This is a genomic window from Paenibacillus sp. FSL R5-0887 (assembly GCF_038002305.1).
Lineage (GTDB): Bacteria > Bacillota > Bacilli > Paenibacillales > Paenibacillaceae > Paenibacillus_AQ > Paenibacillus_AQ odorifer.
Genome location: NZ_JBBOCE010000001.1, coordinates 3,205,246 through 3,227,606, shown reverse-complemented (window position 1 = coordinate 3,227,606; position 22,361 = coordinate 3,205,246). Strand labels below are relative to the sequence as shown.

The 22,361-nt window shown below is 47.7% G+C and carries 21 protein-coding genes; all 21 read left to right on the top strand.

From position 1 onward, the window contains the following. Positions 1 to 32 precede the first annotated feature (32 nt). Positions 33 to 1,214, top strand: a complete 1,182-nt coding sequence (locus MKY14_RS14440; RefSeq protein ID WP_076136581.1) for an exonuclease SbcCD subunit D — start codon at positions 33 to 35, stop codon at positions 1,212 to 1,214. A 1-nt stretch (position 1,215) separates the two neighbouring features. Further along, the gene (locus tag MKY14_RS14435; RefSeq protein WP_340920311.1) at positions 1,216 to 4,632 is read left to right on the top strand and encodes an AAA family ATPase; all 3,417 of its coding nucleotides are present in this window, start codon (positions 1,216 to 1,218) and stop codon (positions 4,630 to 4,632) included. 354 nt (positions 4,633 to 4,986) lie between these two features. Further along, positions 4,987 to 5,346 (top strand): histidine triad nucleotide-binding protein, encoded by a 360-nt coding sequence (locus MKY14_RS14430; RefSeq protein WP_036683863.1) that lies wholly within the window; start codon positions 4,987 to 4,989, stop codon positions 5,344 to 5,346. A 139-nt stretch (positions 5,347 to 5,485) separates the two neighbouring features. Beyond that, positions 5,486 to 5,659, top strand: a complete 174-nt coding sequence (gene rpsU, locus MKY14_RS14425; protein ID WP_036657994.1) for a 30S ribosomal protein S21 — start codon at positions 5,486 to 5,488, stop codon at positions 5,657 to 5,659. A 15-nt stretch (positions 5,660 to 5,674) separates the two neighbouring features. Next, positions 5,675 to 6,118 (top strand): GatB/YqeY domain-containing protein, encoded by a 444-nt coding sequence (locus MKY14_RS14420; protein ID WP_036683862.1) that lies wholly within the window; start codon positions 5,675 to 5,677, stop codon positions 6,116 to 6,118. A 118-nt stretch (positions 6,119 to 6,236) separates the two neighbouring features. Next, entirely contained in the window at positions 6,237 to 7,622 is a 1,386-nt protein-coding gene (locus MKY14_RS14415; protein ID WP_076185264.1) for an NfeD family protein, read from the top strand. 55 nt (positions 7,623 to 7,677) lie between these two features. Continuing rightward, positions 7,678 to 8,682 carry a flotillin-like protein FloA gene (gene floA / locus MKY14_RS14410; RefSeq protein WP_036683849.1) on the top strand — a complete coding sequence of 335 codons (1,005 nt, stop codon included), beginning with the start codon at positions 7,678 to 7,680 and terminating at the stop codon, positions 8,680 to 8,682. 18 nt (positions 8,683 to 8,700) lie between these two features. Continuing rightward, entirely contained in the window at positions 8,701 to 9,279 is a 579-nt protein-coding gene (locus MKY14_RS14405; protein WP_076304276.1) for a hypothetical protein, read from the top strand. Between the two features lie 170 nt (positions 9,280 to 9,449). Further along, positions 9,450 to 9,743, top strand: a complete 294-nt coding sequence (yqfC, locus tag MKY14_RS14400) for a sporulation protein YqfC (protein WP_036683844.1) — start codon at positions 9,450 to 9,452, stop codon at positions 9,741 to 9,743. Further along, positions 9,740 to 10,921 carry a sporulation protein YqfD gene (yqfD, locus tag MKY14_RS14395; protein WP_076128997.1) on the top strand — a complete coding sequence of 394 codons (1,182 nt, stop codon included), beginning with the start codon at positions 9,740 to 9,742 and terminating at the stop codon, positions 10,919 to 10,921. The genes yqfC and yqfD overlap by 4 nt, the downstream gene beginning before the upstream one ends. Positions 10,922 to 10,936: 15 nt before the next feature. Continuing rightward, positions 10,937 to 11,908, top strand: a complete 972-nt coding sequence (locus MKY14_RS14390; protein WP_036683834.1) for a PhoH family protein — start codon at positions 10,937 to 10,939, stop codon at positions 11,906 to 11,908. Between the two features lie 14 nt (positions 11,909 to 11,922). Then, positions 11,923 to 14,178, top strand: coding sequence for an HD family phosphohydrolase (locus tag MKY14_RS14385; RefSeq protein ID WP_076185262.1), 2,256 nt, complete (start codon positions 11,923 to 11,925; stop codon positions 14,176 to 14,178). Then, positions 14,175 to 14,672, top strand: coding sequence for an rRNA maturation RNase YbeY (gene ybeY, locus MKY14_RS14380; protein ID WP_076129001.1), 498 nt, complete (start codon positions 14,175 to 14,177; stop codon positions 14,670 to 14,672). Before MKY14_RS14385 ends, ybeY begins: the two co-directional genes overlap by 4 nt. Next, the gene (locus MKY14_RS14375) at positions 14,672 to 15,067 is read left to right on the top strand and encodes a diacylglycerol kinase family protein (RefSeq protein WP_076129003.1); all 396 of its coding nucleotides are present in this window, start codon (positions 14,672 to 14,674) and stop codon (positions 15,065 to 15,067) included. Before ybeY ends, MKY14_RS14375 begins: the two co-directional genes overlap by 1 nt. Positions 15,068 to 15,308: 241 nt before the next feature. Continuing rightward, positions 15,309 to 15,728 carry a cytidine deaminase gene (locus tag MKY14_RS14370; protein WP_076129005.1) on the top strand — a complete coding sequence of 140 codons (420 nt, stop codon included), beginning with the start codon at positions 15,309 to 15,311 and terminating at the stop codon, positions 15,726 to 15,728. Positions 15,729 to 16,396: 668 nt separating this feature from the next. Further along, a complete protein-coding gene (gene era / locus MKY14_RS14365; protein WP_036683823.1) occupies positions 16,397 to 17,290 on the top strand; it encodes a GTPase Era in 894 nt (297 codons plus the stop codon). 113 nt (positions 17,291 to 17,403) lie between these two features. Continuing rightward, positions 17,404 to 17,547, top strand: coding sequence for a YqzL family protein (locus MKY14_RS14360; RefSeq protein ID WP_076098533.1), 144 nt, complete (start codon positions 17,404 to 17,406; stop codon positions 17,545 to 17,547). 36 nt (positions 17,548 to 17,583) lie between these two features. Continuing rightward, on the top strand, positions 17,584 to 18,339 hold the full coding sequence (recO, locus tag MKY14_RS14355) for a DNA repair protein RecO (protein WP_036683821.1): 756 nt from the start codon (positions 17,584 to 17,586) through the stop codon (positions 18,337 to 18,339). A 420-nt stretch (positions 18,340 to 18,759) separates the two neighbouring features. Beyond that, positions 18,760 to 19,647, top strand: coding sequence for a glycine--tRNA ligase subunit alpha (glyQ, locus tag MKY14_RS14350; RefSeq protein WP_036683820.1), 888 nt, complete (start codon positions 18,760 to 18,762; stop codon positions 19,645 to 19,647). Continuing rightward, positions 19,640 to 21,715, top strand: coding sequence for a glycine--tRNA ligase subunit beta (glyS, locus tag MKY14_RS14345; RefSeq protein ID WP_312151246.1), 2,076 nt, complete (start codon positions 19,640 to 19,642; stop codon positions 21,713 to 21,715). Before glyQ ends, glyS begins: the two co-directional genes overlap by 8 nt. A 162-nt stretch (positions 21,716 to 21,877) precedes the next feature. Continuing rightward, positions 21,878 to 22,357: a YaiI/YqxD family protein gene (locus tag MKY14_RS14340; RefSeq protein ID WP_076103766.1), complete on the top strand. Its 480-nt coding sequence runs from the start codon at positions 21,878 to 21,880 to the stop codon at positions 22,355 to 22,357. Positions 22,358 to 22,361 lie beyond the last annotated feature (4 nt).

Here is a 22,361-nt window from a genome sequence, read left to right as displayed (position 1 = left end):
TTGCCGCATAGGAGCGGGGAAAGAGGACGAAGATGCGGATATTGCATACGGGGGATTGGCACTTGGGCCGTACGCTGGAGGGAAGAAGCCGCCAGAAGGAGCAAGAGCAGTTCATAGATGAATTGGTGGAGATCGCCGATTTTCATAAGGTGGATTTGATTATGATGGCGGGAGATGTGTACGATTCCGTTAATCCGCCAGCGGCTTCGGAGCAATTATTCTATGAGGCTGCTGCCAGGCTGACTTCAGGGGGCAGGCCCCTTGTGGTGATTGCCGGCAATCATGACCAACCGGAGCGCGTATCTTCAGTCTCCCCGCTTGTATTAAGGCAGGGGATTACCTTGGTAGGACTTCCAACCTCAGAGCCAGTGACAGTTCATGCTGCGCGGACAGGTGAGATTGCCAAAATCGCAGCCCTTCCCTATCCCTCTGAGGCACGTCTCGGTGAGTTGCTTGCTGGGGACAGCGGGGAAGAGGAGCTTCGACTAGCTTACAGCGCACGGGTAGGCAAACTTATGCAACTGTTGGGACGGGAATTTACGCCACAAACCGTGAATTTGGCGATGAGCCATATTTATGTGCTTGGAGGTGTAGAGAGTGATTCGGAACGCCCGATTCAGGTGGGCGGGGCTTACACTGTAGACCCTTCTGCCTTATCCTGTGGAGCGCAATATACTGCACTAGGCCATCTTCATCGCGCTCAGCGTGTAAAAGGGGAAGGGATGATCCGTTATAGCGGATCCCCGCTGGCATATAGCTTTTCGGAAGCAGGACAAGCCAAGTCGGTGACGCTGATTGATGTTGCGCCGGGCGGTGAGCCGACCTTCGAAGAAATCTATCTTCGCTGTGGGCGTCCACTTGTAAGATGGAGCTCTACGGGGGGATTGCAAGAGGTATATAACTGGTTGGATGAAGGTAGAGATGCTTCCGCTTTTATAGATTTGGAGATTCGGCTCAGTGAAGCTATGTCGATGAATGATATTCAGCGCCTGCGTAAATCACGTGAGGGGATCATTCATATTCGTCCGATTTATCCGCAAATGGAGCTGGAGCTCGAACAGATTTCCCGTTCACGTATGCCTGTACAAGAATTGTTCCGTAAATTCTATCAGCGCCAGACGGGCGGGGCGGAGCCGGAGGATCGTTTGATTGAGCTGTTCTTACAGCTAACCGAAGAAGAACGGCAGCAGCCGGAGGAAGGAGAGGAGAACTAAGGTGAAGCCTATTTTATTAAAAGTTGCAGGATTGCAGAGTTATAGAGAAATGCAGGAAATAGATTTTGAAAGTCTGTGTGAGACCGGGCTGTTTGGGATTTTTGGACCTACGGGCAGCGGCAAGTCCAGTTTGCTGGATGCTATTACTTTGGCGATGTACGGCAAAGTGGAGCGCGCCGTTAATGGAACACAGGGGATTATGAATCACTCTGAGGATTCACTCAGCGTGGCGTTTACCTTTGAACTCACTTCTTCCGCTGGGGCACATCGTTATCGCGTTGAACGTAAGTTCAAGCGGACAGGTGAGCAAACAGTCAGTAACACCATTAGCCGTTTCATTGAAGTTACACCTGACGGGGATAACGTTATGGCGGATAAACTCGCAGATGTTACACGTTGTGTGGAAGAGCATATTGGGCTCAAGATGGATGACTTCACGCGAGCAGTTGTATTGCCGCAGGGGAAATTCGCCGAATTCTTATCGCTTCGGGGCGTAGACCGCCGACAAATGCTGCAGCGCCTGTTCCATTTGGAACAGTATGGCGATCAGCTTGCGTTGAAGCTTAGCCGACGGGTGAAGGAGAATGAGGCTGCGCTCCGCGCACTCGAAGCGGAGCAGCAGGGGCTTGGCAACGCAGGCAAAGAGGATGTAAAGGCAGCGGCGGAGCGCCTCGAACAAGCAGCCCAGCATGCTGCGGAATGCCGCCGCAAGCTGGAGGCGGCACTGCAGGTCGCGGAGCGTTTCACGCGCATTCGCGAGCTGCAAGAGGAACGGACCCGCCGCGAATTGCAGCGGCAGGGACTGCTCTCCAAGGAGGAGGAGATTCTCCTCCTTGAACGGAAGCTCGGCCAAGCTGACGAGGCCGAGGCTAGGCTTCCCGCGCTGAAAGCATGGCGAAGCGCGGAAGATGCCTTCAAGAGCCGATTGACCCGCGCGGAGGGCCAAGAGGTGCTGGCCGCCGCTGCCGAGCAGGAGGCGGCGCATGCCTCTGCGGCCGCGGCTGCTGCGCAGGCCGCGCTTGCGGCGGAAGAGCCGGCCCTCCGGCAGGGGGCCGACACCTACCGCCGCGCGCTCGAGCTCGAGTCCGAGCTCGGCGCCCTGCGGCGCGAACTCGCGGCTCTGCGCGAGCGCCGCGAAGAGGCCTCCCGCAAGCTGGCGGAGCTGCGGGAGGGCATGGCCCGGGAGCGTGAGCTTTTGGCCAAGGGCCAAAAGCGCCAGCAAGAGCTGCAGCAGAGCTTGCAGCCGCTCGGTGTCCGCTCCCAGGAGCGGCAGTCTCTGCAAGAAGCGATGCAGAGACTGCAAGGGCTGCACTCCGCCGAATCCCAGTGGGATAAGGCGGAGAAGGAGCGCCGCGAGCGTGCCGCTGCACTCGCGGCTGCGCAGGCGCGCCTCGCGGAGGCCGAGGGCCGTCGCGGGCAGCAGGAAGCTTCTCGCGGGCAGCAGATCCGCGAGGCGGCGATGCATCAAGAGAAGCTGCTGGCGACAGAAGAAGCTGCGTGCACCGCAGCAGAAAGTCTGGAGCAACATATCAGTTCTTTGGAAGCGGCCCTCAAGGGGCATGAGTTGCACAGACTGTCGCTTGGATTGGCTAAAGAATTGGAAGCAGGACAACCTTGCCCTGTATGTGGCAGCGAACACCACCCGGCCCCTGCTGTATTGCAGGATAACGTAGAGCAACAGGAACTGGAGTTAAAGCTTCAACAGGCTCGGGTGTTGTCCAGACGTGCTTTGGAAGCACGCCATATGTTCCGTGGTCTGCGGGAGCAGGACCTGGTTTGGCTGGAGCAGGTGTTTGGTGATGGAGCTTTTGATACGGTAAATCATCCTGCAGCGGCAGGCTCAGAAGTCAGCACTACTGAGGTTTCCTCTACCGATAAGTCCATTCCAGATGAAAAGGCTTTGGCAGAACTTGATGCTGCATTTTTAGCATTAAAAAGCCAGTCTGGAGAACTGCGCCGTACAGCGATACAGTGGCAGCAATCGATGCAGGAAGTTCAGCAGCTATGCCTCAAAGAAGCAGCGGGTGCCGAAGGTGAGCGAAGCTGGGTAGAAGGCCTAACCGCCAAAGCCGAGGAACTGAGTGGCCAACTAGCCGCATTGCGGCAGAACTGGGTACAGCAGTTCCCTGATTTGGCACCGGAAGAGGTAGAAAAAGCTTATCGTGAGCTGTTAGCCAAGGATGCTCAAGCTGAGGAAATTAGATCCCGACTGGAAATCAGTGTCAAGTTTCTGGATGAGAAAAGCGCTTCGGTGCAGAATCTTCAGGAGACCATCACCGGACTCGATAAAGAGCTTACTCAGTGGAATACACAGATGGAAGGCAAAGAAGAATTGCAGCGTGAAAAAGAACGGCGTCTTTTGGAGTGGACTAATGGCCGCGCTGCTGCCCCTCTTCTAGCAGAGTGTGAGCGTCGTCTGCAGGAATTGTTAGCAGCTGTGGAGACCAGCCAACGATTACATCTCACGGCAGCTGAAAAAGCGCAGCATGAGATCAAGGAGGCAGCGATTACCCGCCAGGCTGCAGAATCTGCTCGAGAGCATTATGTGACTTCAAGCCATCTGTGGGAGCAAAGCTTAACCTCTTCACCTTTTAGTTCCGCCGCTGAGGTTGAAGGAGCAGCTCTCGCACCTGAAGAGCGGGAAATTTCTTCTTCTCGGGTACATGCCCATCGTGCGGAAGAAGCTGAAGTTTCATTGCAGCTGCGCAATATTGAAGAGAAGCTTGACGGAGCCAACTTAAGTGAAGAGGAGTGGCAAGTTAGCCAGGAGAGCTTAAGCGTGTGTAAGTCAGAGGATGAAATGTCGCTGCAAGCAAGAGCGCGCGCAGAGCGAGATCTGGAGGATCTGCGGCATCGGCATATTCGCTGGATGGAGCTCGAAGCCCAGCGGCTAGAACATGCTTCTCTACAGGATCATTTGTCCAAATTGCAGACGGTTTTACGTGGAAATGCTTTTGTTGAGTATATTGCGGAGGAACAATTGATGCAGGTATGCCAGTCTGCTTCACAGCGGCTTCGTTTCCTGAGCAAACAGCGTTATGCGCTGGAGGTTGATTCGGGTGGTGGCTTTGTAATCCGTGATGATGGAAACGGTGGTGTAAGAAGACCGGTCTCCACGCTTTCCGGCGGAGAGACGTTCTTAACTTCCTTGTCACTTGCACTTGCACTTTCGGCACAGATTCAGCTGCGGGGGCAGTATCCATTGCAATTTTTCTTTTTGGACGAAGGCTTTGGTACGCTGGATCCGGAATTGCTCGATACGGTAATCACCTCACTGGAAAGACTGCATAACGACCAACTGTCTGTCGGCATTATCAGCCATGTTCCAGAGCTTCGGGCACGACTGCCACGCAAGCTGGTAGTAGTACCTGCTGAGCAGGGTGGAGGGGGATCTCGGATCCTTTTGGAAAAAATGTGAAGATCTACAATGTGTGTGATTCTTATCACAGATACAGTATCAACGCGCTGTTATAATACAGCTAAGCCGACATTACTTTAGAAACACCTCGGCGGACGTATGGCAGGGAATGAACTCCTTTTCATACGTCCGCCGCCGAATCAGCTTTATAAGCTGTGAAGGGTGTTTCTCTTTTTTTTGTCTTTTTTAGGCCTAACGGTGTTGATATATTTATTTAATGGTTCATTCTGTAACAGATACAGTTTAGGGCAGATTATGCTGAGTTTGCTTGCTGCTTTCGTAATTGATGATTATCCTGTATGATTATCTTATGATGAAGTGGAATTTCACCAATTTTTAGGAGGCAAGCACTCTATGGAGACCGTGTTTAGCAAAATTATTGAGGGTACTATTCCTTCCAAAAAAGTATTTGAGAATGAACGTATTCTTGCATTTTACGACATCGAGCCGGCTGCACCGGTACATGTGTTGATCATTCCCAAGAAGTTCATTGCTTCAATGAATGATGTTACACCTGAGGATCTTCCGCTAATTGCTGAAATCCACAGTGTAGCCCAACAGATCGCCAAAGACCTTGGAATTGCTGAGTCTGGTTATCGTTTAATCAATAATTGCGGACCTGATAGTGGACAAGCTGTGCCTCATCTTCATTATCACCTGCTGGGTGGAGCCAAGCTGGGTGCGCTCACTGGAAACTCAGCTTCGCACGCATAGCATAATCATTTAATGTTGAAGAACTTGCCAGAAAAAAGAATAGCACGAAGGTTGACACGTTATTTCCGTTTGACCTATAATGGAGTTTGATAAACCGTGTTATGCTCTTGGACGGTATGGTCGGAGGGAGGGGAAACCTGTGTCTGAAACGAAAGTTCGCAAAAACGAGACAATTGATGCTGCACTTCGTCGCTTTAAACGTTCCATCGCAAAAGATGGTGTCTTGGCTGAGGTGAAGAAACGCAAACATTACGAAAAGCCGAGCGTTAAGAAAAAGCTGAAGTCTGAGGCTGCTCGTAAGAGAAAGTTTTAGGAGGATTACCCACGCATGAATCTTAGCGAGAGATTGAACGAAGATATGAAGCAAGCGATGAAGAGTAAGGACAAGTTCACGCTCTCCACGATTCGAATGGTTCGTTCTACAATAAAGTATCTTGAAATAGATCTGAAGAGAACATTGGACGACAACGAAGTGCTTGATATCCTTAGTCGTGAAATCAAACAGCGCAAAGATGCCCTCCAAGAATTTGAATCAGCGGGTCGCGACGAGCTTGCCGCGAGTACAAAAGCAGAAATCGAGATTATTATTAAATATCTTCCCGAGCAACTTTCCGAAGAAGAAATTAAAGTAATTGTACAGCAGACCATCCAGGAAACCGGTGCTTCTTCGAAGAGCGAAATGGGGAAGGTCATGAGCGCACTGATGCCTAAGGTCAAAGGTCGCGCTGATGGTAAACTCGTGAACCAGGCGGTTCTGCAATTTCTGCAATAATATAGCACTAGCACCCCTTGCAAAAGGGGTGCTTTTCTATGTTATGAAACGTAAATCCAATTTCAGCGTATTAAAGGTTATGAGTTCTGGGTCAAGCTAAAGAAGGGAGGTAAAATCATTGAGAAGATTACGGAAAATACTGTTAGCTAGCATTCCTGTGGTCCTGCTGTTACTCCTCCTGACACCCTTTGCAACGAATGTAAGCGCTGACGGGACAGCCCCGAAAACACCGGGGGTTACGAACAGTGAGCTGAAAAAAGGTCCCGTGTTTATTATTCCGGTAGATCAAAAGATTGAACGGGGTTTGCAAAGCTTTTTGGAAAGAGGATTTGAAGAAGCCGCTAATTATGGAGCAGTCCTTATTCTACTAGAGGTCGATACACCTGGAGGGCTGGTGAAATCGGCAGAAGAGATTGGGACGATGGTAAGAGAGAGTGAAATACCAACAGCTGCCTATATTAAAGGTGATGCCGCTTCTGCAGGCAGTTACATAGCACTTAATGCAGGTGCAATAATCATGAAGCCGGGCAGTATGATCGGCTCCGCTTCCTTGGTAGACATGAATGGTCAAAAAGTCGATGATGCCAAAATGATATCCTACTGGAGATCTAAAATGATCGGCGCTGCTGCTCTGAATGATCGTGATCCAGACATTGCTGCTGGAATGGTGGATAGTAATTTGGTCGTGGATAAGCCAGAGCTTGGAGTGACTAAGACACAGGGAGAAATCATTGCCTTGTCTAGTGAAGAAGCTTTAAAAGCTGGTTACGCTGATCAAATTACAGATACCCCTGAAGAGGCAATTCAGTGGCTTGGATATACTACAGACGACATCTTTCGCGTAGAGCATACCGGTGCGGAAAAAATGTCGCAATTTCTGACCAATCCGATTATTATGACGATTCTGCTGTTCATTGGGATTACAGGCGTTGTCATTGAACTGATTGTTCCAGGCTTTGGTGCGCCAGGAATTATCGGGACGTTGGCTTTTGTGTTATATTTCTTCGGCAACTATGTTGCAGGATTCGCCGGAGCGGAAACTTGGCTCTTGTTTATCATTGGGCTTGTCATGCTTGTGCTGGAGCTCTTTGTGCCTAGCTTCGGAATATTGGGGCTCCTAGGTTCTGTCAGCCTTGTAGCAGGTGTTGTACGAGCTGCTTACAGCTATAAGCATGCACTGCTCAGTCTAGGTATCTCTTTCGTAGCTGCGACTATAGTTGTAGTAATTGTTGCGGTCATTTTTAAAGAACGAGGGATATGGAACAGATTTATTTTGAAGGAAAGCCTTACTAAAGATCAGGGATTTGTGCCTGTAGAAGAGAAGCTTAGCTTATTAGGCACTACAGGAACCAGTATTACTCCACTTCGTCCCTCAGGAACAGCTATGATAGGCGGCGAACGTGTGGATGTTGTTACGGAAGGTAGTTTTATTAGTGCTAATGCACCGGTCTCTGTTATTAAAGTAGAGGGCGGACGGATTGTTGTGAAAGAAATCAAGGAATAAGGTAAACACTGGAACCAATAATAGTTCTACAACAAATTTACGGAGGTTATATAGTATGGGTGAAGCATCTTTGATTCCTATTCTGTTCATCGCGGTAGTGGTGATTATTGTATTGAGCGTGTTTTTAAGTTTCTTCCCGGTTATGCTCTGGATTTCAGCATTAGCATCGGGCGTTAGAATCAGTATTATTACGCTGGTGGCGATGAGACTGCGTCGTGTAACCCCAAGTCGTATCGTTAACCCAATGATTAAAGCGACTAAGGCAGGTCTTGGACTGAACATTAATCAACTGGAGAGTCACTATCTCGCAGGTGGTAACGTAGACCGTGTTGTTAATGCGCTTATTGCAGCACAACGTGCAGATATTCCTTTGGAATTTACTCGCGCAGCAGCCATTGATCTTGCAGGACGTGATGTGCTGCAGGCTGTGCAAATGAGCGTTAACCCTCGTGTAATTGAGACACCGGTTGTTGCGGCTGTTGCTAAGAACGGGATTGAAGTTAAGGTAAAAGCGCGCGTAACTGTTCGTGCCAATATCGACCGCCTCGTGGGTGGTGCGGGTGAAGAAACGATTATTGCCCGTGTTGGTGAAGGGATTGTAACGACAGTAGGTTCGAGTGATTCCCATAAAGATGTCCTTGAGAACCCGGATTTGATTTCGCGGACGGTATTGTCCAAAGGGCTTGACTCAGGTACTGCTTTTGAGATCCTCTCCATTGATATTGCGGATATCGATGTAGGCAAGAACATCGGTGCTTATCTACAAACCGAGCAAGCAGAAGCAGATAAACGCATTGCCCAAGCCAAAGCGGAAGAACGCAGAGCGATGGCTGTCGCTCACGAGCAAGAGATGAAGGCGCGCGTAGTAGAGATGAAGGCGCTTGTTGTGGAAGCTGAATCTCAGGTGCCTATGGCAATGGCTGAGGCGCTCAGAAATGGCCAAATCGGCGTGATGGATTATATGAATATCAAAAACATCGAGGCAGATACCCAAATGCGGGGCTCTCTCGGCAAAATGAATGATCAGGACGATAATAACCGTCCTAACAATAATAAATAAAAGGGGATGTGAATCTCCATGAGCTGGATCTATATTATTGCGGTTATTATATTCGCGATCGTATCCAATGTGAATAAAGCAACTAAAAACAAGCCCAAAGGAGCTCCTCGCGGGGGAATGCCTACTTTTGGGGGCGGAGAGGATTCTCCGCTCCGCCGGGTAAAACGCCCGGATATCGATGGAGGGCGCCAAGCGGAGTCTGGCAGTGGATTTCCTGCTCCTGTTAGCACCTCTTCCCGGCAGTCGAGGTCAGAGGATAACCGGGAGTATGATGCCTCTCCTGCCTTTCCAGAACCCGCGTATATACCAACTCCAGATTATTCTACTGGAGAAGGAATGTCTTTGGAGCATGCCGATGACGGAGTTGAATTACGCACACAAAGAATGCAAGAAGAGGTACGGCGCCTTCAATCTGCTTTTGACGGGATAGCGGGTGCAGATACCAAAAGATCAAATAAGACTAAGAACACAAACTCACCCTCTGCGGGAGACCAGACACATGGAACAGGGAGTCGTGACGACCTGCGCAATGGTGTAGTCTGGGCAGAGATTCTGGGACCACCGCGTTCTCGTCAGCCGCATTCCACCCGAAGATAATATTTACGGATCATAGTAACAATAAAGCCTCGGTTCCTATCTTTACGATAGGTTGCCGGGGCTTTTTTGCTTTTTTCACACTGGAAGGGTCCTCCTTTGTTACTTCTTCTCATAAAAAAAAGCGTTGCCGCATAAGGTGTACAGAAGGCAGGAAGGGGGAACGTCTACTTATGACCCGTATTGGCCGCAGGCTGCGGGGATGGACAAACGGGGTACTGGATCTACCACAGGACTTATTACAGGAAATGCCCCGGATCACCCTGATCGGCAATAAGGAACTGCATATTGAGAATCATCGCGGCGTGCTGCATTTTTCCTCTGGTCAGCTTAAGCTCGCGTTAGCTAAAGGATCGCTTGAAATCACAGGCGAGGGACTTGTCATCCGAAATATTCTAGGCCAGGAATTGGCTGTAGAAGGCGTTATCGGGGAGATCAGATATAACGAAAGCGAGGAGAGATCATGAAGGAGCCACCTCTGTCATCACTGCGGGGGTTCGTTACACTGCATGTGACGGGACCTCAGGTGGAGCGATTTATTAATTTCATTTCTGAAGCAGGAATCATGATTTGGGATGTGAGGCCCGCTGAGGGCGGCGCTTCCCTTAAGCTGCTTCTGGATGATTTTTATGTCCTCCGGCCGATTTTAAAAAAGACAGGCTGTCGTATGCACGTTACCGGTAGAAGCGGACTTCCATTTCTTATGGCGCGGCTGTGGAAAAGGAAATTTTTTGGCATAGGTATTTTAATGTTTGGAATTACACTTTTTATGTTATCTACGATGGTATGGAGTATTAGAGTCGAAGGGAATGAAAAAATTGCCTCTGAGGATATATTGGCTGCTGCTCGCCAGGAGGGTGTGTATCCTTTTCAGTGGATATGGCGTCTGGAGGAGCCGGACAAGCTCTCTAAGGGGCTGCTGGCCCATTTACCGGGTGTTTCTTGGATAGGGCTGCAACGGACGGGGACGAGCATCAAAATTCAGGTTGTAGAGGCTAAACAGCCCGATATCAAACCTTTGCTTAGCCAACGGCATTTAATTAGCCGAACAGATGCGGTGGTAACAGAAATATATGCGGAGCAGGGCAGACCGGTAGTAGCGCGTAATTCGCGTGTGAAAAAAGGGGATATCCTGATTTCCGGTGCTCTTGGAGACGAAGAAAATGTAGAGTATGTGGTAGCCAAGGGTGAGGTTAAGGGGTTGGTTTGGCATGAGTACAATATCGAGGTTCCGCTTGAAACAACCAATAGCACCTACACTGGGGAGCGTAAGGATCGCACCTATCTCGTGTTGGGGAAATGGGCTATTCAGCTGTGGGGTTATGGCAAATCCTCCTTTGAAAATTCAAAGACGCTCACAGAGCATGATCCGCTGTCTTGGCGCTCTATTGAGCTGCCGCTGGGCCTGATGACTGAGAAAGAAATGGAGATCAATGAAACAAAGGATACGATAACTCCAGAAGCTGGAGTAGCGAGGGGAATTGAGCGGGCGAAGAATGATATTTTAGCTCGATATGGTGTTGATAGCGTCATCAAAAGTCAAAAAGTTTTGCATGAGAAGAAAGAGAATGGTAAAGTTTATATGAAAGTGATCTTTGAAGTAGAAGAAAAAATTTCCGAAGAACTGCCAATAGTAAACAATTGAGGAGAATGAGGCTACTTGTCAGAACAGACTGCAAGCATTCGTATATCTTTGCAAAATGCGGGAGAAGCGCAATCGCTGTTTGGCCCGCAGGATGGATTCTTAAAAATCATCGAGAGTGAAATTCCCGCCATTATTGATTCGCGTGAAGCAGAGCTAACGATTCGTGGAGCTGAGCGGGAAGTAGACATGCTGGGGCAATTGTTTAATGTGCTACTGTCCCTCATTCGGAGCGGTTACATACTTACTGAACGTGATGTGCAGTACGCTGTGGAACTGGCGAAAGATTTTCGTGCTGATCAATTGCTCGATTTGTTCAAAGGAGAAATTACTACAACTTTTCGCGGAAAGCCTATCCGTGTCAAAACGGTCGGCCAGAAGCATTATGTGACAACGATCAAGAAGCGTGATATTGTATTCGGAATCGGTCCTGCAGGAACGGGGAAGACCTACTTGGCAGTGGTGCTTGCAGTTACGGCACTGAAAGAAGGTTCGGTTAAGCGTATTGTTCTTACGCGTCCCGCAGTAGAAGCAGGAGAGAGTCTAGGATTCCTTCCAGGGGATTTGCAAGAAAAGGTAGATCCATATCTGCGTCCGCTTTATGATGCATTATACGACGTTATGGGGCCCGATCAGGTGGCTAAGGCACTTGAACGGGGATTGATTGAGATTGCTCCGCTGGCTTATATGCGCGGACGTACATTGGATGATTCATTTATCATCTTGGATGAAGCGCAGAATACAACACCTGAGCAAATGAAAATGTTCCTGACTCGACTCGGCTTCGGGTCCAAAATGGTGATTACAGGTGACGTTACCCAGATTGACCTGCCCCGCGGCAAGAAATCCGGTTTGATTGAAGCCAAAGCGATTTTATCCGGCATAGAAGAACTTGGCTTTGTCTACTTCGCGGAACAGGATGTAGTACGGCATTCCCTGGTGCAGAAAATTATCGTTGCCTATGACCGCTCTGCCGAAAACCTCCAATAAAGGGGATTGTCTTCATGGCTTCAAAGCAACCATCTAAATTAAGCGGATTTGTATATACGAACAACGGATGGAAGTATAGCGCAGTGACACGCTATGCTCTTTTCCTGTTACTCGGACTAGTGTTCTACTTCAGCTTGTCGCCAGAATTGCTACCTAAGAAATATGATATTAAAGAGAATACTTACAGTGCAAAGGAAATAACGGCACCGAAACAAATTAAGGACACCAAAGCTACGTTAAAAGCGGCTGAGGAAGCGGCCGAAAGCGTATCTCCCAAGTACAAAATTATCCCGATGAGGGCAGACAACCTAGTGACCTCGCTGCTGGATCGGATAGATCGTCTCAATCAGGATGATCTGATCTCGCAAAGCGATAAGACGGGGATTTATCGTGATGAAATCCCGCAGAGAGCCAGCGATTTCATCTTGAATTTCGTAGCTTCCAATCGGGGCAGCGCTACATATTCAGATCACCTCTTGGATGAAATGCAATCTGTCATCAAAGAGCAGACCTATGTCATTCCGGAAGAGACTTACATTAAGATTCCGCGCCTGACCTCTCAGGACATTATCGAGATGAAGCCTGTCGCCCGAGATATTGTAACTAGGCTGATGAATGATCAGATTACGGATGCGCAGACCGCTCGCGCCAAGGTAGCGGAACAGGTCAGTATTAGTTCTCTAAGCCAGCGTACAGCGCGTGAGGTTGTTCAGGAGCTTGTGCGTCTTGTGATCACAAGTAACAAGTTCTACGATGAGGATGCTACCAAGGAAGCGAAGGTACAAGCCCGGGAGAACACACCTGATGTATTCATCGAGCAAGGGGACACGCTTGTTGCTAAGGGGCAGCTAATTACTCCAGAGCTCTACACTCTTTTGGATGAGAATGGACTACTAAGCAATGAGGTGAATTACTGGCCCCAATTAGGCCTATTGATTCTCTCTGCGATGCTCTCCGTCGGTTTGCTTGCGTTCATTCGTTATTCAGGCGGCACCTCAGGCTTTAAGTACAACAATTCTCAGCTATTGATGCTGGTGCTTGTATTTGTTATAACTATTATCTCTATGCGGCTGGCCGCTGTTTTGCAGACCGATGTCCGATCTTATATCGGATTCCTAGCACCGGTGGCGATTGGCGCAATGTTAATTGCAATGCTTCTGGACATGCCTTTGGCCTATTTCTGCTCCATTCTATTCAGTGTACTGGCGAGTGTTATTTTGAATGTGCAGCAGAACTCAATCTTTGATTTTAATTTTGGTTTCTTTGCTATCGTGGTTTCGTACGTGGCTATCTTTGCGACTCACCGTGCGGGTCAACGCTCCACGCTCCTTAAAGGCGGGATTATGGTATCGCTTTTTGGCTGTCTGACAGTCTTTATGCAGATACTGTTAGGTGGAGGAGCATGGAAAGAGGTAGGTACCTTGTATTCGGTTGGTTTTGCTTTTGCAGGGGGACTATTGACGGCTGTACTTGTGATTGGGCTAATGCCTTTTTTCGAGGCAACCTTTGGTATTCTATCGGCATTGAAGCTGGTAGAATTGTCTAATCCAAACCACCCGCTGCTGCGCAAACTGCTTACCGAAACGCCGGGAACCTATCACCATAGTGTAATGGTAGGTAACCTGTCAGAAGCTGCCGCGGAAGCGATTGGAGCAGATGGCTTATTGTGCCGGGTTGGATCGTATTATCATGATATTGGCAAAACAAAACGTCCGTTTTATTTTATCGAGAATCAAAATAATATGGAAAATCCACATGACTCTATTGAACCGAAGCTTAGTAAATCTATCATCGTTGCCCACGCCCGTGACGGGGTGGAAATGCAACGAGAATATAAGCTGCCAAAACCAATCCGTGATATTGCGGAGCAGCATCATGGAACAACGTTCCTGCATTATTTTTACCATAAGGCACTGAAGCTGGCGGAAGAAAAAGGTGTCGAGCCTGATTTTACCGAGGAAGATTTCCGTTACCCTGGACCGAAAGCCCAGTCGAAGGAAGCGGCTGTAGTGGGAATTGCCGACAGTGTCGAGGCTGCAGTGAGATCATTGCGTAAGCCAACTGTTCTGCAGGTGGAAACGATGATTGAGAAGATTATTAAAAGTCGACTGGATGATCATCAGTTTGACGAATGTGATTTGACGATTAAAGAATTGGATATTATTGCACGGACTCTGAAGGAGACGGTTATGGGGATTTTCCATTCACGGATCGAATATCCAGAAGATGTGCGTAAGCCGAAAAAAGAGGAAGGGGCACCTAACCCATGAGTTTGGAGATCGTTTGGGATAACGAGCAGGAAGAATATGAGATAAAGGACGATCTCATTACGCTGCTGGAGAGCATTTTGCAAAAAGCAGGTGAAGCGGAAGGGATCGATCGGGGCGAGGTAGCTCTTACTTTTGTCGATAACGTTCGTATACATGAGTTGAATTTGGAATATCGGGGCATTGACCGTCCGACGGACGTGCTTTCTTTTGCTATGAATGAAAGCGGAGAGGACGAGCTGGACATTATATACGAGGTAGAGGAAGGCGAGGCGCTGGAAGATGTTCCAGACGTACTTGGGGATATAATCATTTCCGTAACTCGTGCGCAGGAGCAGGCGCTGGAATATGGCCATTCACTGGAACGAGAGCTTGGTTTTCTTTTCGTTCACGGATTTCTGCATTTGTTAGGATATGATCATCAAGATGAAGCTTCAGAAGCAGAGATGATGTCCAAGCAAGAAAAAGTACTATCTCAGGTTGGGTTGACGCGCTAATGGTGAAGAACACGGCGGTAGGGCACAAGAAGTTCTGGCACTCTTTTCGGTTTGCATCGCAAGGCTTAGTGTCGGCATTCAAATCCGAGCTTAACATGAAGGTGCATTGCTGTTTAGCGGTGGTTGTGCTAATAGCCGCTGCCGTGTTCAGACTTCCGCTGGCCAGTTGGATGTTGCTGCTGTTCTCGATCACGCTTGTCCTAACTGCCGAATTGCTCAATACGGCGATTGAAGCGACGGTTGATCTGATCTCGCCAGAGATTCATCCACTGGCTAAGAGAGCAAAAGATACCGCCGCAGGAGCTGTGCTTCTCACGGCGGTGTTTGCTGTCTTAGTTGGGATCTATGTTTTTTATCACCCTGTGATGGACTGGATTAGCGGACTTATGTCATAATCAGGATACAAAATCAATTCAGGGGAGAGGCGGACCCGCGTTTTGCGATTCCGCCTCTTTCGTTACTGAATAATTTGAAGTGAGTTATGTACCCGAATATATCTCATGAAGTACACTGATAAAATTTAGCGCACGCTGAAAAAATAACGATAAACGAAACTAATTAGATGTTTACGAAGTAAGTTTTGTGAGAAGAAAAATCAATGAAGTCAATACTCACAAAACTTTAGGAGGTCAAAATATGGATTCTACTCTTCTTATGCAAGAGGCGATTAAAGCACGAGCAAAAGCTTACATTCCATATTCCCGATTCGGAGTGGGAGCTGCCCTTCTTGATCAGGATGGTCATATTCACCACGGCTGTAATGTGGAAAATGCTGCTTTTGGGCCAACCAACTGTGCGGAACGGACAGCACTATTCCGTGCGATTGCGGATGGACACGCTGTTGGTTCTTTTAAAGCAATTGCCGTAGTAGCTGACTCTGACGGCCCCGTTTCACCTTGCGGTGTGTGCCGGCAAGTAATGATTGAGTTGTGTTCGCCGGATATGAAGGTTATTCTTGGGAACATGAAGGGTGATATCGTTGAGACTACGGTGGGAGAATTGCTTCCAGGCGCTTTTGGTCCCGTAGATCTGAAGCAAGGACAAGCTCCAGAATAAAATGAGGTTTTGATTTAATGCCTGTGCCTGTTTAAGGGCAAATCAGGCATAGTTAGACGAAGGTTGCTACTTTAATTGCACAATGTACAGTTAAATTGCTACTCTTTCGCGACAAAAATGAATTTAGTTGCAGATAGTACAATTAAATTTATGATAAAGCCCATATTTGGCTCTTAAGACAGGATTTAATTGCACAAAATACAACTAAAACACCAAAAACATAAACTCAACCTAAAATTAGTTGTACAAAGTACAATTAAAAGTGTTCTAGTTCTACCAAGTTGGGCTAAACTGGTGCAAACTATGTGTTTTTAGAGTAACATTACGAGGTAAGCGCCACGGCAAAAGCCGTCAGCGATTTTAATTACGTAAGGTTACTTGTAACACAGCCTAAAGCCAATCATCTCAGTAATCTTTATTCATGGTGAGGGCAATGCGAACCGTGTGAATAAGTGACAGTGTAGTGTGTCCCCAACAGGGCACAAAAGCGCTCCTGCACGACCGTCCCTCTAATCCTGCCGAACGTTGCAGGTGCTCCTATTTCCGGGTGTCCAGAGGACCGGGACCCGTGGAGTCCCCCTTGGCTAAGGGGGATTTAGGGGGATCGAAAAAGATCTTAAAAGATTTTCAAACGCAAATTTAGAAGGTAAGTATGGAAGGAAGATAATATGAAATTCAAATCAGGCTTTGTCGCAATTATCGGCAGACCAAACGTAGGTAAATCAACACTCATGAACCAGGTCATTGGCCAGAAGATTGCTATTATGTCGGATAAGCCACAAACAACCAGAAACAAAATCCATGGTGTTTACACAACAAACACTTCACAAATCGTATTCCTGGATACACCGGGGATTCATAAAAGACAGTCCAAGCTAGGCGACTACATGAACCAGACTGCAATGAGTACACTGGGTGAAGTAGAAGCAGTGTTATTCCTTGTGGATGCGTCAGAGGGCTTGGGCGGTGGAGACCGTTACATTGCCGAGCAATTAAATGGTCTGAAGACACCGGTGATTCTAGTGCTCAACAAGATCGATAAAATAGAGCCGGAAGCTCTGCTCCCGCTTATGGCTCAATATAACAAGCTGCATGATTTTGCCGAAATTATTCCGATTTCTGCGAAGATGGGCAGCAATGTTAACACGCTGTTAGAGCAGGTTGCCAAGTACTTGCCGGAAGGCCCTCAGTATTATCCGGAAGATCAAATCACGGATCACCCCGAGCAATTTGTCTGCGCGGAATTAATCCGGGAGAAAATTCTGCATTTGACTCGTGAAGAAGTGCCGCACTCTATTGCTGTAGCCATCGAAGATATGAAGGTTGAGCCTAATGGAGTGGTGCATGTTTCAGCTGTTATTTTTGTTGAGCGTGATTCGCAAAAGGGAATTATTATCGGCAAGCAAGGGGCAATGCTGAAAGAGGTCGGCAGACGGGCTCGGACAGATATTGAGAACCTGCTGGGTTCGAAGATTTTTCTGGAGCTATGGGTAAAAGTGAAAAAAGATTGGCGCAATCAGGACCGCGTTCTGCGGGATTTGGGCTTCCATAAAGACCTTTAAGTTAATTCCGTTATTCCTCGTTTGGTAGGAATTGCAAGGATAGAACCTGCTCCATCGCACCATCCTAATTCTTGATAAGAGACATCGTCTTTCCCAAGAAAGGATGAATACGAATGCGAAACTTTTCGTGGAAGTATTTTGCAATGACAGGAGACGTCGATGCTTACCTGCTGTATAAGGAAGCTGGCCATCCGCTTGAAGATAGTGGATTACAGCTAGTGGAGGAAGAGAAGGCCTGTGATGAAGAAGCGCAATAAGGACTGGTTGCTTGCCGAATGGTTGGGGGAAGAGGCATGCTACACAGGGTGGAAGGGATCGTCATCCGCAGCATGGACTACGGCGAGGGGAACGCAATTATTACGCTTTGCACCGAGAACGCGGGAAAAGTAGGGGTTCTGGTGCGTGGCGCAAAGAAGGTCAAAAGCCGCCATGCTGCATTGATCCAACTGTTCACCGTTGGGGAATTTGTTTTTTTTAGAAATAATGGAGGACTTGGGACACTGAATTCTGGCGAAATTACGAAGTCGCACCATCCGCTGCGTGAGGATTTGATCAAAGCTGCTTATGCGTCTTATGCGTGTGAACTGCTTGATCGTGTTCTGCATGATGAGGAAACGGGAAGCTTCTGGTTTCGCCAGCTTACGGCCTGTCTTAATGCACTTGAAGAGGACAAGGAACCCGGCGTTATCATAAATGTCTTTGAAATGAAAATCTTACAGGCAGCCGGTTATGGTCCTGAATTCGATTCTTGTGTAATTTGTGGTGCCGAGAAGCCGGATGATCAACTGCTGGTCAGCCCTCGCCTTGGTGGAGCACTGTGCCGCAGTTGTAAACATAATGACCCTCCAGCCATGGAGGTCTCTGCTCGTGCGTTGAAGCTGCTGCGATTATTCGCCAGACTTGACCTGACTAGACTAGGCAATGTGGATGTAAAGGAAAGCAGCCGGGATGAGCTGAAAAAAATTATGCGGGCCTTTATGGATGTGCAACTCGGATTAAAGCTGAAGTCACAAAGTTTCCTAGACCAGCTCGACAAGTACAAGATTTGACGAAAGCTGATTTTTCCGTTACTATAGGATCAGTTTATTATATGATCGTCGTTATGCTCCAATTGGGGAGAGGCGTGCATTGATCGGGAAAGTAGTGGACTGTATTGTCGTTATTCAGCGAGCTGGGGGCAGTGGAAGCCTAGCGGGACAACGTTCATGAACATGGCACCCGGGAGTACGAATGCGGCGAATGAAAGTGGATTTCGTTCTTGTCTTGGCAGCAAACTTGCTCATACAAGGTATGAAATCAAGTAGGGTGGAACCGCGGGAGAATAAGTTAAGCTCTCGTCCCTATGTCTGTTAATCAGGCATGGGGGCGGGGGCTTTTTGTTGCTGTCAGGAGCTAAAAGTGCCGCCTCCATGGTAGAAAGTTTTAGGCAAGCTGTTGTAAAAAACTTGTAAAGCGAAGGAGACGGTATTATGAACTTCCAGCAGATGATTTTGACACTGCAGCAGTTCTGGGCTGAACAGAACTGTATCATCGTACAGCCTTATGACACAGAAAAAGGCGCCGGCACGATGAACCCTATGACTTTTTTACGCTCGCTAGGTCCTGAGCCTTGGAGAGTGGCTTACGTAGAGCCTTCACGTCGTCCCTCCGATGGTCGTTATGGAGAGAACCCGAACCGTCTGTATCAGCATCACCAATTCCAAGTAATCATCAAACCCTCACCAGATAACATTCAAGAGATCTATTTGGATAGCTTGAAAGCACTCGGTATTGATCCGCTCTTGCATGACATCCGTTTTGTAGAGGATAACTGGGAGAATCCGTCACTGGGCTGTGCGGGTCTGGGATGGGAAGTATGGCTGGACGGTATGGAGATCACTCAATTTACTTACTTCCAGCAGGTAGGTGGCATCGAAGCTAACCCTGTTGCTGTAGAAATCACTTACGGTATGGAGCGCTTAGCCTCTTACATTCAGGATAAAGAAAATGTGTTTGATCTTGAATGGGTAAGCGGTATGACTTATGGTGATGTTTTTCATCAGCCGGAGTTCGAGCATTCTACCTACACTTTTGAAGTATCGGATGTAAAAATGTTATTCTCGCTGTTCAACATGTATGAAGAGGAAGCACGTAGAGCGATGGAGAAACATCTTGTGTTTCCAGCCTACGATTATGTGTTGAAATGCTCACATAGCTTTAATCTACTCGATGCGCGTGGGGCAATTAGTGTAACTGAACGGACTGGATTTATTACCCGAGTGCGTAATCTTGCCCGCTCCGTAGCGGCAACATATCTTGAGGAACGCGAGAAGCTTGGCTTCCCGCTGCTGAAGAAAGAAGGTGCTGACCGTGTCTAAAGATATCCTGTTTGAGATCGGTCTGGAGGAAATTCCTGCACGTTTTATCCGTGCTGCGATGGAACAGCTGCAAGATAGAATGTCCAAGTGGTTGGATTCTGCACGTATAAACCATGCTGGAGTTACTGCATATGCTACGCCACGTCGTCTCGCTGTATTTGTTAAGGACGCGGCTGAGAAGCAAGAGGATATTAGCGAAGAGGTCAAAGGACCTTCACGCAAAATCGCGCTGGATGCTAACGGCGACTGGAGTAAAGCTGCGCTAGGGTTTGCCCGCAGTCAAGGTGTATCTCCAGAGCAATTTACATTTAAAGAGCTAGCTGGCGTGGAATATATTTATGCCACAAAAAATAGTGCGGGTGTAGAGACTGCTTCTTTGCTCACAGAAGGACTTCTGGGTATTGTAAATGCAATGACTTTCCCGAAGAACATGCGCTGGGGAGCTTACGATTTTAAATTCGTTCGTCCGATTCGCTGGATGGTTGCTCTTTTTGGTAAAGAGATCATTGATTTGGAAATTACGGATGTAAAAGCGGGTAATGTGAGCCGTGGACATCGTTTTCTGGGTACAGAGACTGTAATCTCGGAGCCTGCGCAATATGTGGAGAGCATGCGTGCGCAGCATGTACTTGTGGATGTGAAGGAACGGGAAACGCTTATCCTAGATCAAATTAACAAATTGGCTGAAGAGAAAAGCTGGACGATTGCGATTAAAGAAGATCTTTTGGAAGAAGTACTGTTCTTGGTAGAAACACCAACCGTGCTCTTTGGAACCTTTGATCCATCTTTCTTAGAGATTCCTCAGGATGTGCTGATTACCTCGATGCGTGAGCATCAGCGTTATTTCCCTGTTTTTGATGCAACTGGCAAGCTACTGCCATTCTTTGTAACTGTACGTAACGGGAATGCAGAATCCTTGGATGTTATCGCTAAGGGAAATGAAAAAGTGCTTCGTGCTCGTCTATCAGATGCCAAATTCTTCTATCAAGAAGATCAAAAGATGAAGATTGACGATGCGTTAGCCAAGCTTGAAAACATTGTTTACCATGAAGATTTGGGCAGTGTAGGGGATAAGGTGCGCCGTATTCGCCAAATCTCTGATCGTCTGGCTGTGAAGCTTGGACTGTCAGCTACTGCTGTGTCCGAAGTAAGTCGCACTGCGGATATTTGTAAATTCGACCTTGTAACACAAATGGTTTATGAATTTCCTGAGCTGCAAGGAACAATGGGTGAAGATTATGCACGTAAAGCAGGCGAGCCTGAAACTGTGGCAAAAGCGATCTTCGAGCATTATCAGCCACGATTTGCAGGAGATGCTGTACCTTCAACAGAAGCAGGTTCAGTTGTCAGCATAGCGGACAAAATCGATACGATTGTTGGCTGCTTCTCCATCGGCATCATTCCGACAGGATCTCAAGATCCATATGCCCTGCGCCGTCAGGCTGCAGGTATTGTCCAAATTGTGCTTGAGCATAAATTGCCAATTACGCTGCGCGAAATTTTTGAAGCGGCGATTGAAATTCATGAAAATTCAGGAAATACGAAACATTCTGGAGATGAACTACGTATAAACCTGTACGAGTTCTTCGGTCTGCGTGTAAAACGTCTTTTATCTGACAATGTACGCTATGATGTTGTGGACGCTGTTACAGCGGCTGGTTTTGACGACGTGGTAGATGTTGTGGGCAGAAGCCGTGCTCTTATGGCTGCTGTGTCCGACCAAGCAGATTTCAAGATTACCGTAGATTCGCTTACTCGTGTCAGTAATTTGGCAAGTAAAGCAACCAGTGAAGTGATTGATCCTGCTTTACTTAAAGAAGATGCTGAATTGCAGCTTTTTAATACATGGCAGGAGCTTCACGCACCTTACCTTGAAGCTATGGCGGCAAAAAATGCCGAAGAAGCACTTCGGATTCTTTCGGGTCTAAAAGACGCCGTTACAACATTTTTTGATTCCGTTATGGTTATGGCGGAGGACGAGCAAGTGCGTGCTAACCGTTTGGCTCTGCTTGCTGGTATTGATGCTGACTCCAAGTCGTTCGCTGATTTTGCGAAGCTTGTCTGGTAATTTTAATCAAGAAAATTTGAATCTTATGGTATAGAATGTTGGTTTGGGGTATAAATATACGGAACGGTGCCAATGCGTCATTTGACATCCGTTCCGTATTTATGCTTAGAAAGAAGGATTTCTTGCGGAGAGGGCGTATATATATTACACGGGAAATTGGTGATGATCATGGAGAAGTCCCAGTCTAGAACGATAGTGGTGGATGGGGATGCTTGTCCGGTCAAAAAAGAGATCGCTGAGGTAGGTCGCACCTTTGGTGTTCCGGTACTTATGGTATCTTCTTATGACCATGCACTGAAAGCTGAAGAGGGTGTAACGGTTGTGCAGGTGGATCGAGGAGATCAGAGTGCCGATCTATATATTGCCAATCATATTACTGCTGGAGATGTGGTATTGACTCAAGATTATGGTCTTGCGGCACTTGCATTAGGTAAAAGGTGCAGTGTGCTTTCATTTCGTGGTCAGGAATACGACAATTTCAAGATGGATTTTATGTTGGAGGGTAGACATGCCAGGGCTGTGGAACGAAGACGGGGACATTATTCCAAGGGTCCAAAACCCATAACGGCAGAAGAAAAAACTTATTTTCAACATAAACTGACAAAACTTTTAATACTTTTGCAGGAGAATGTGGAGCAATAGCGAA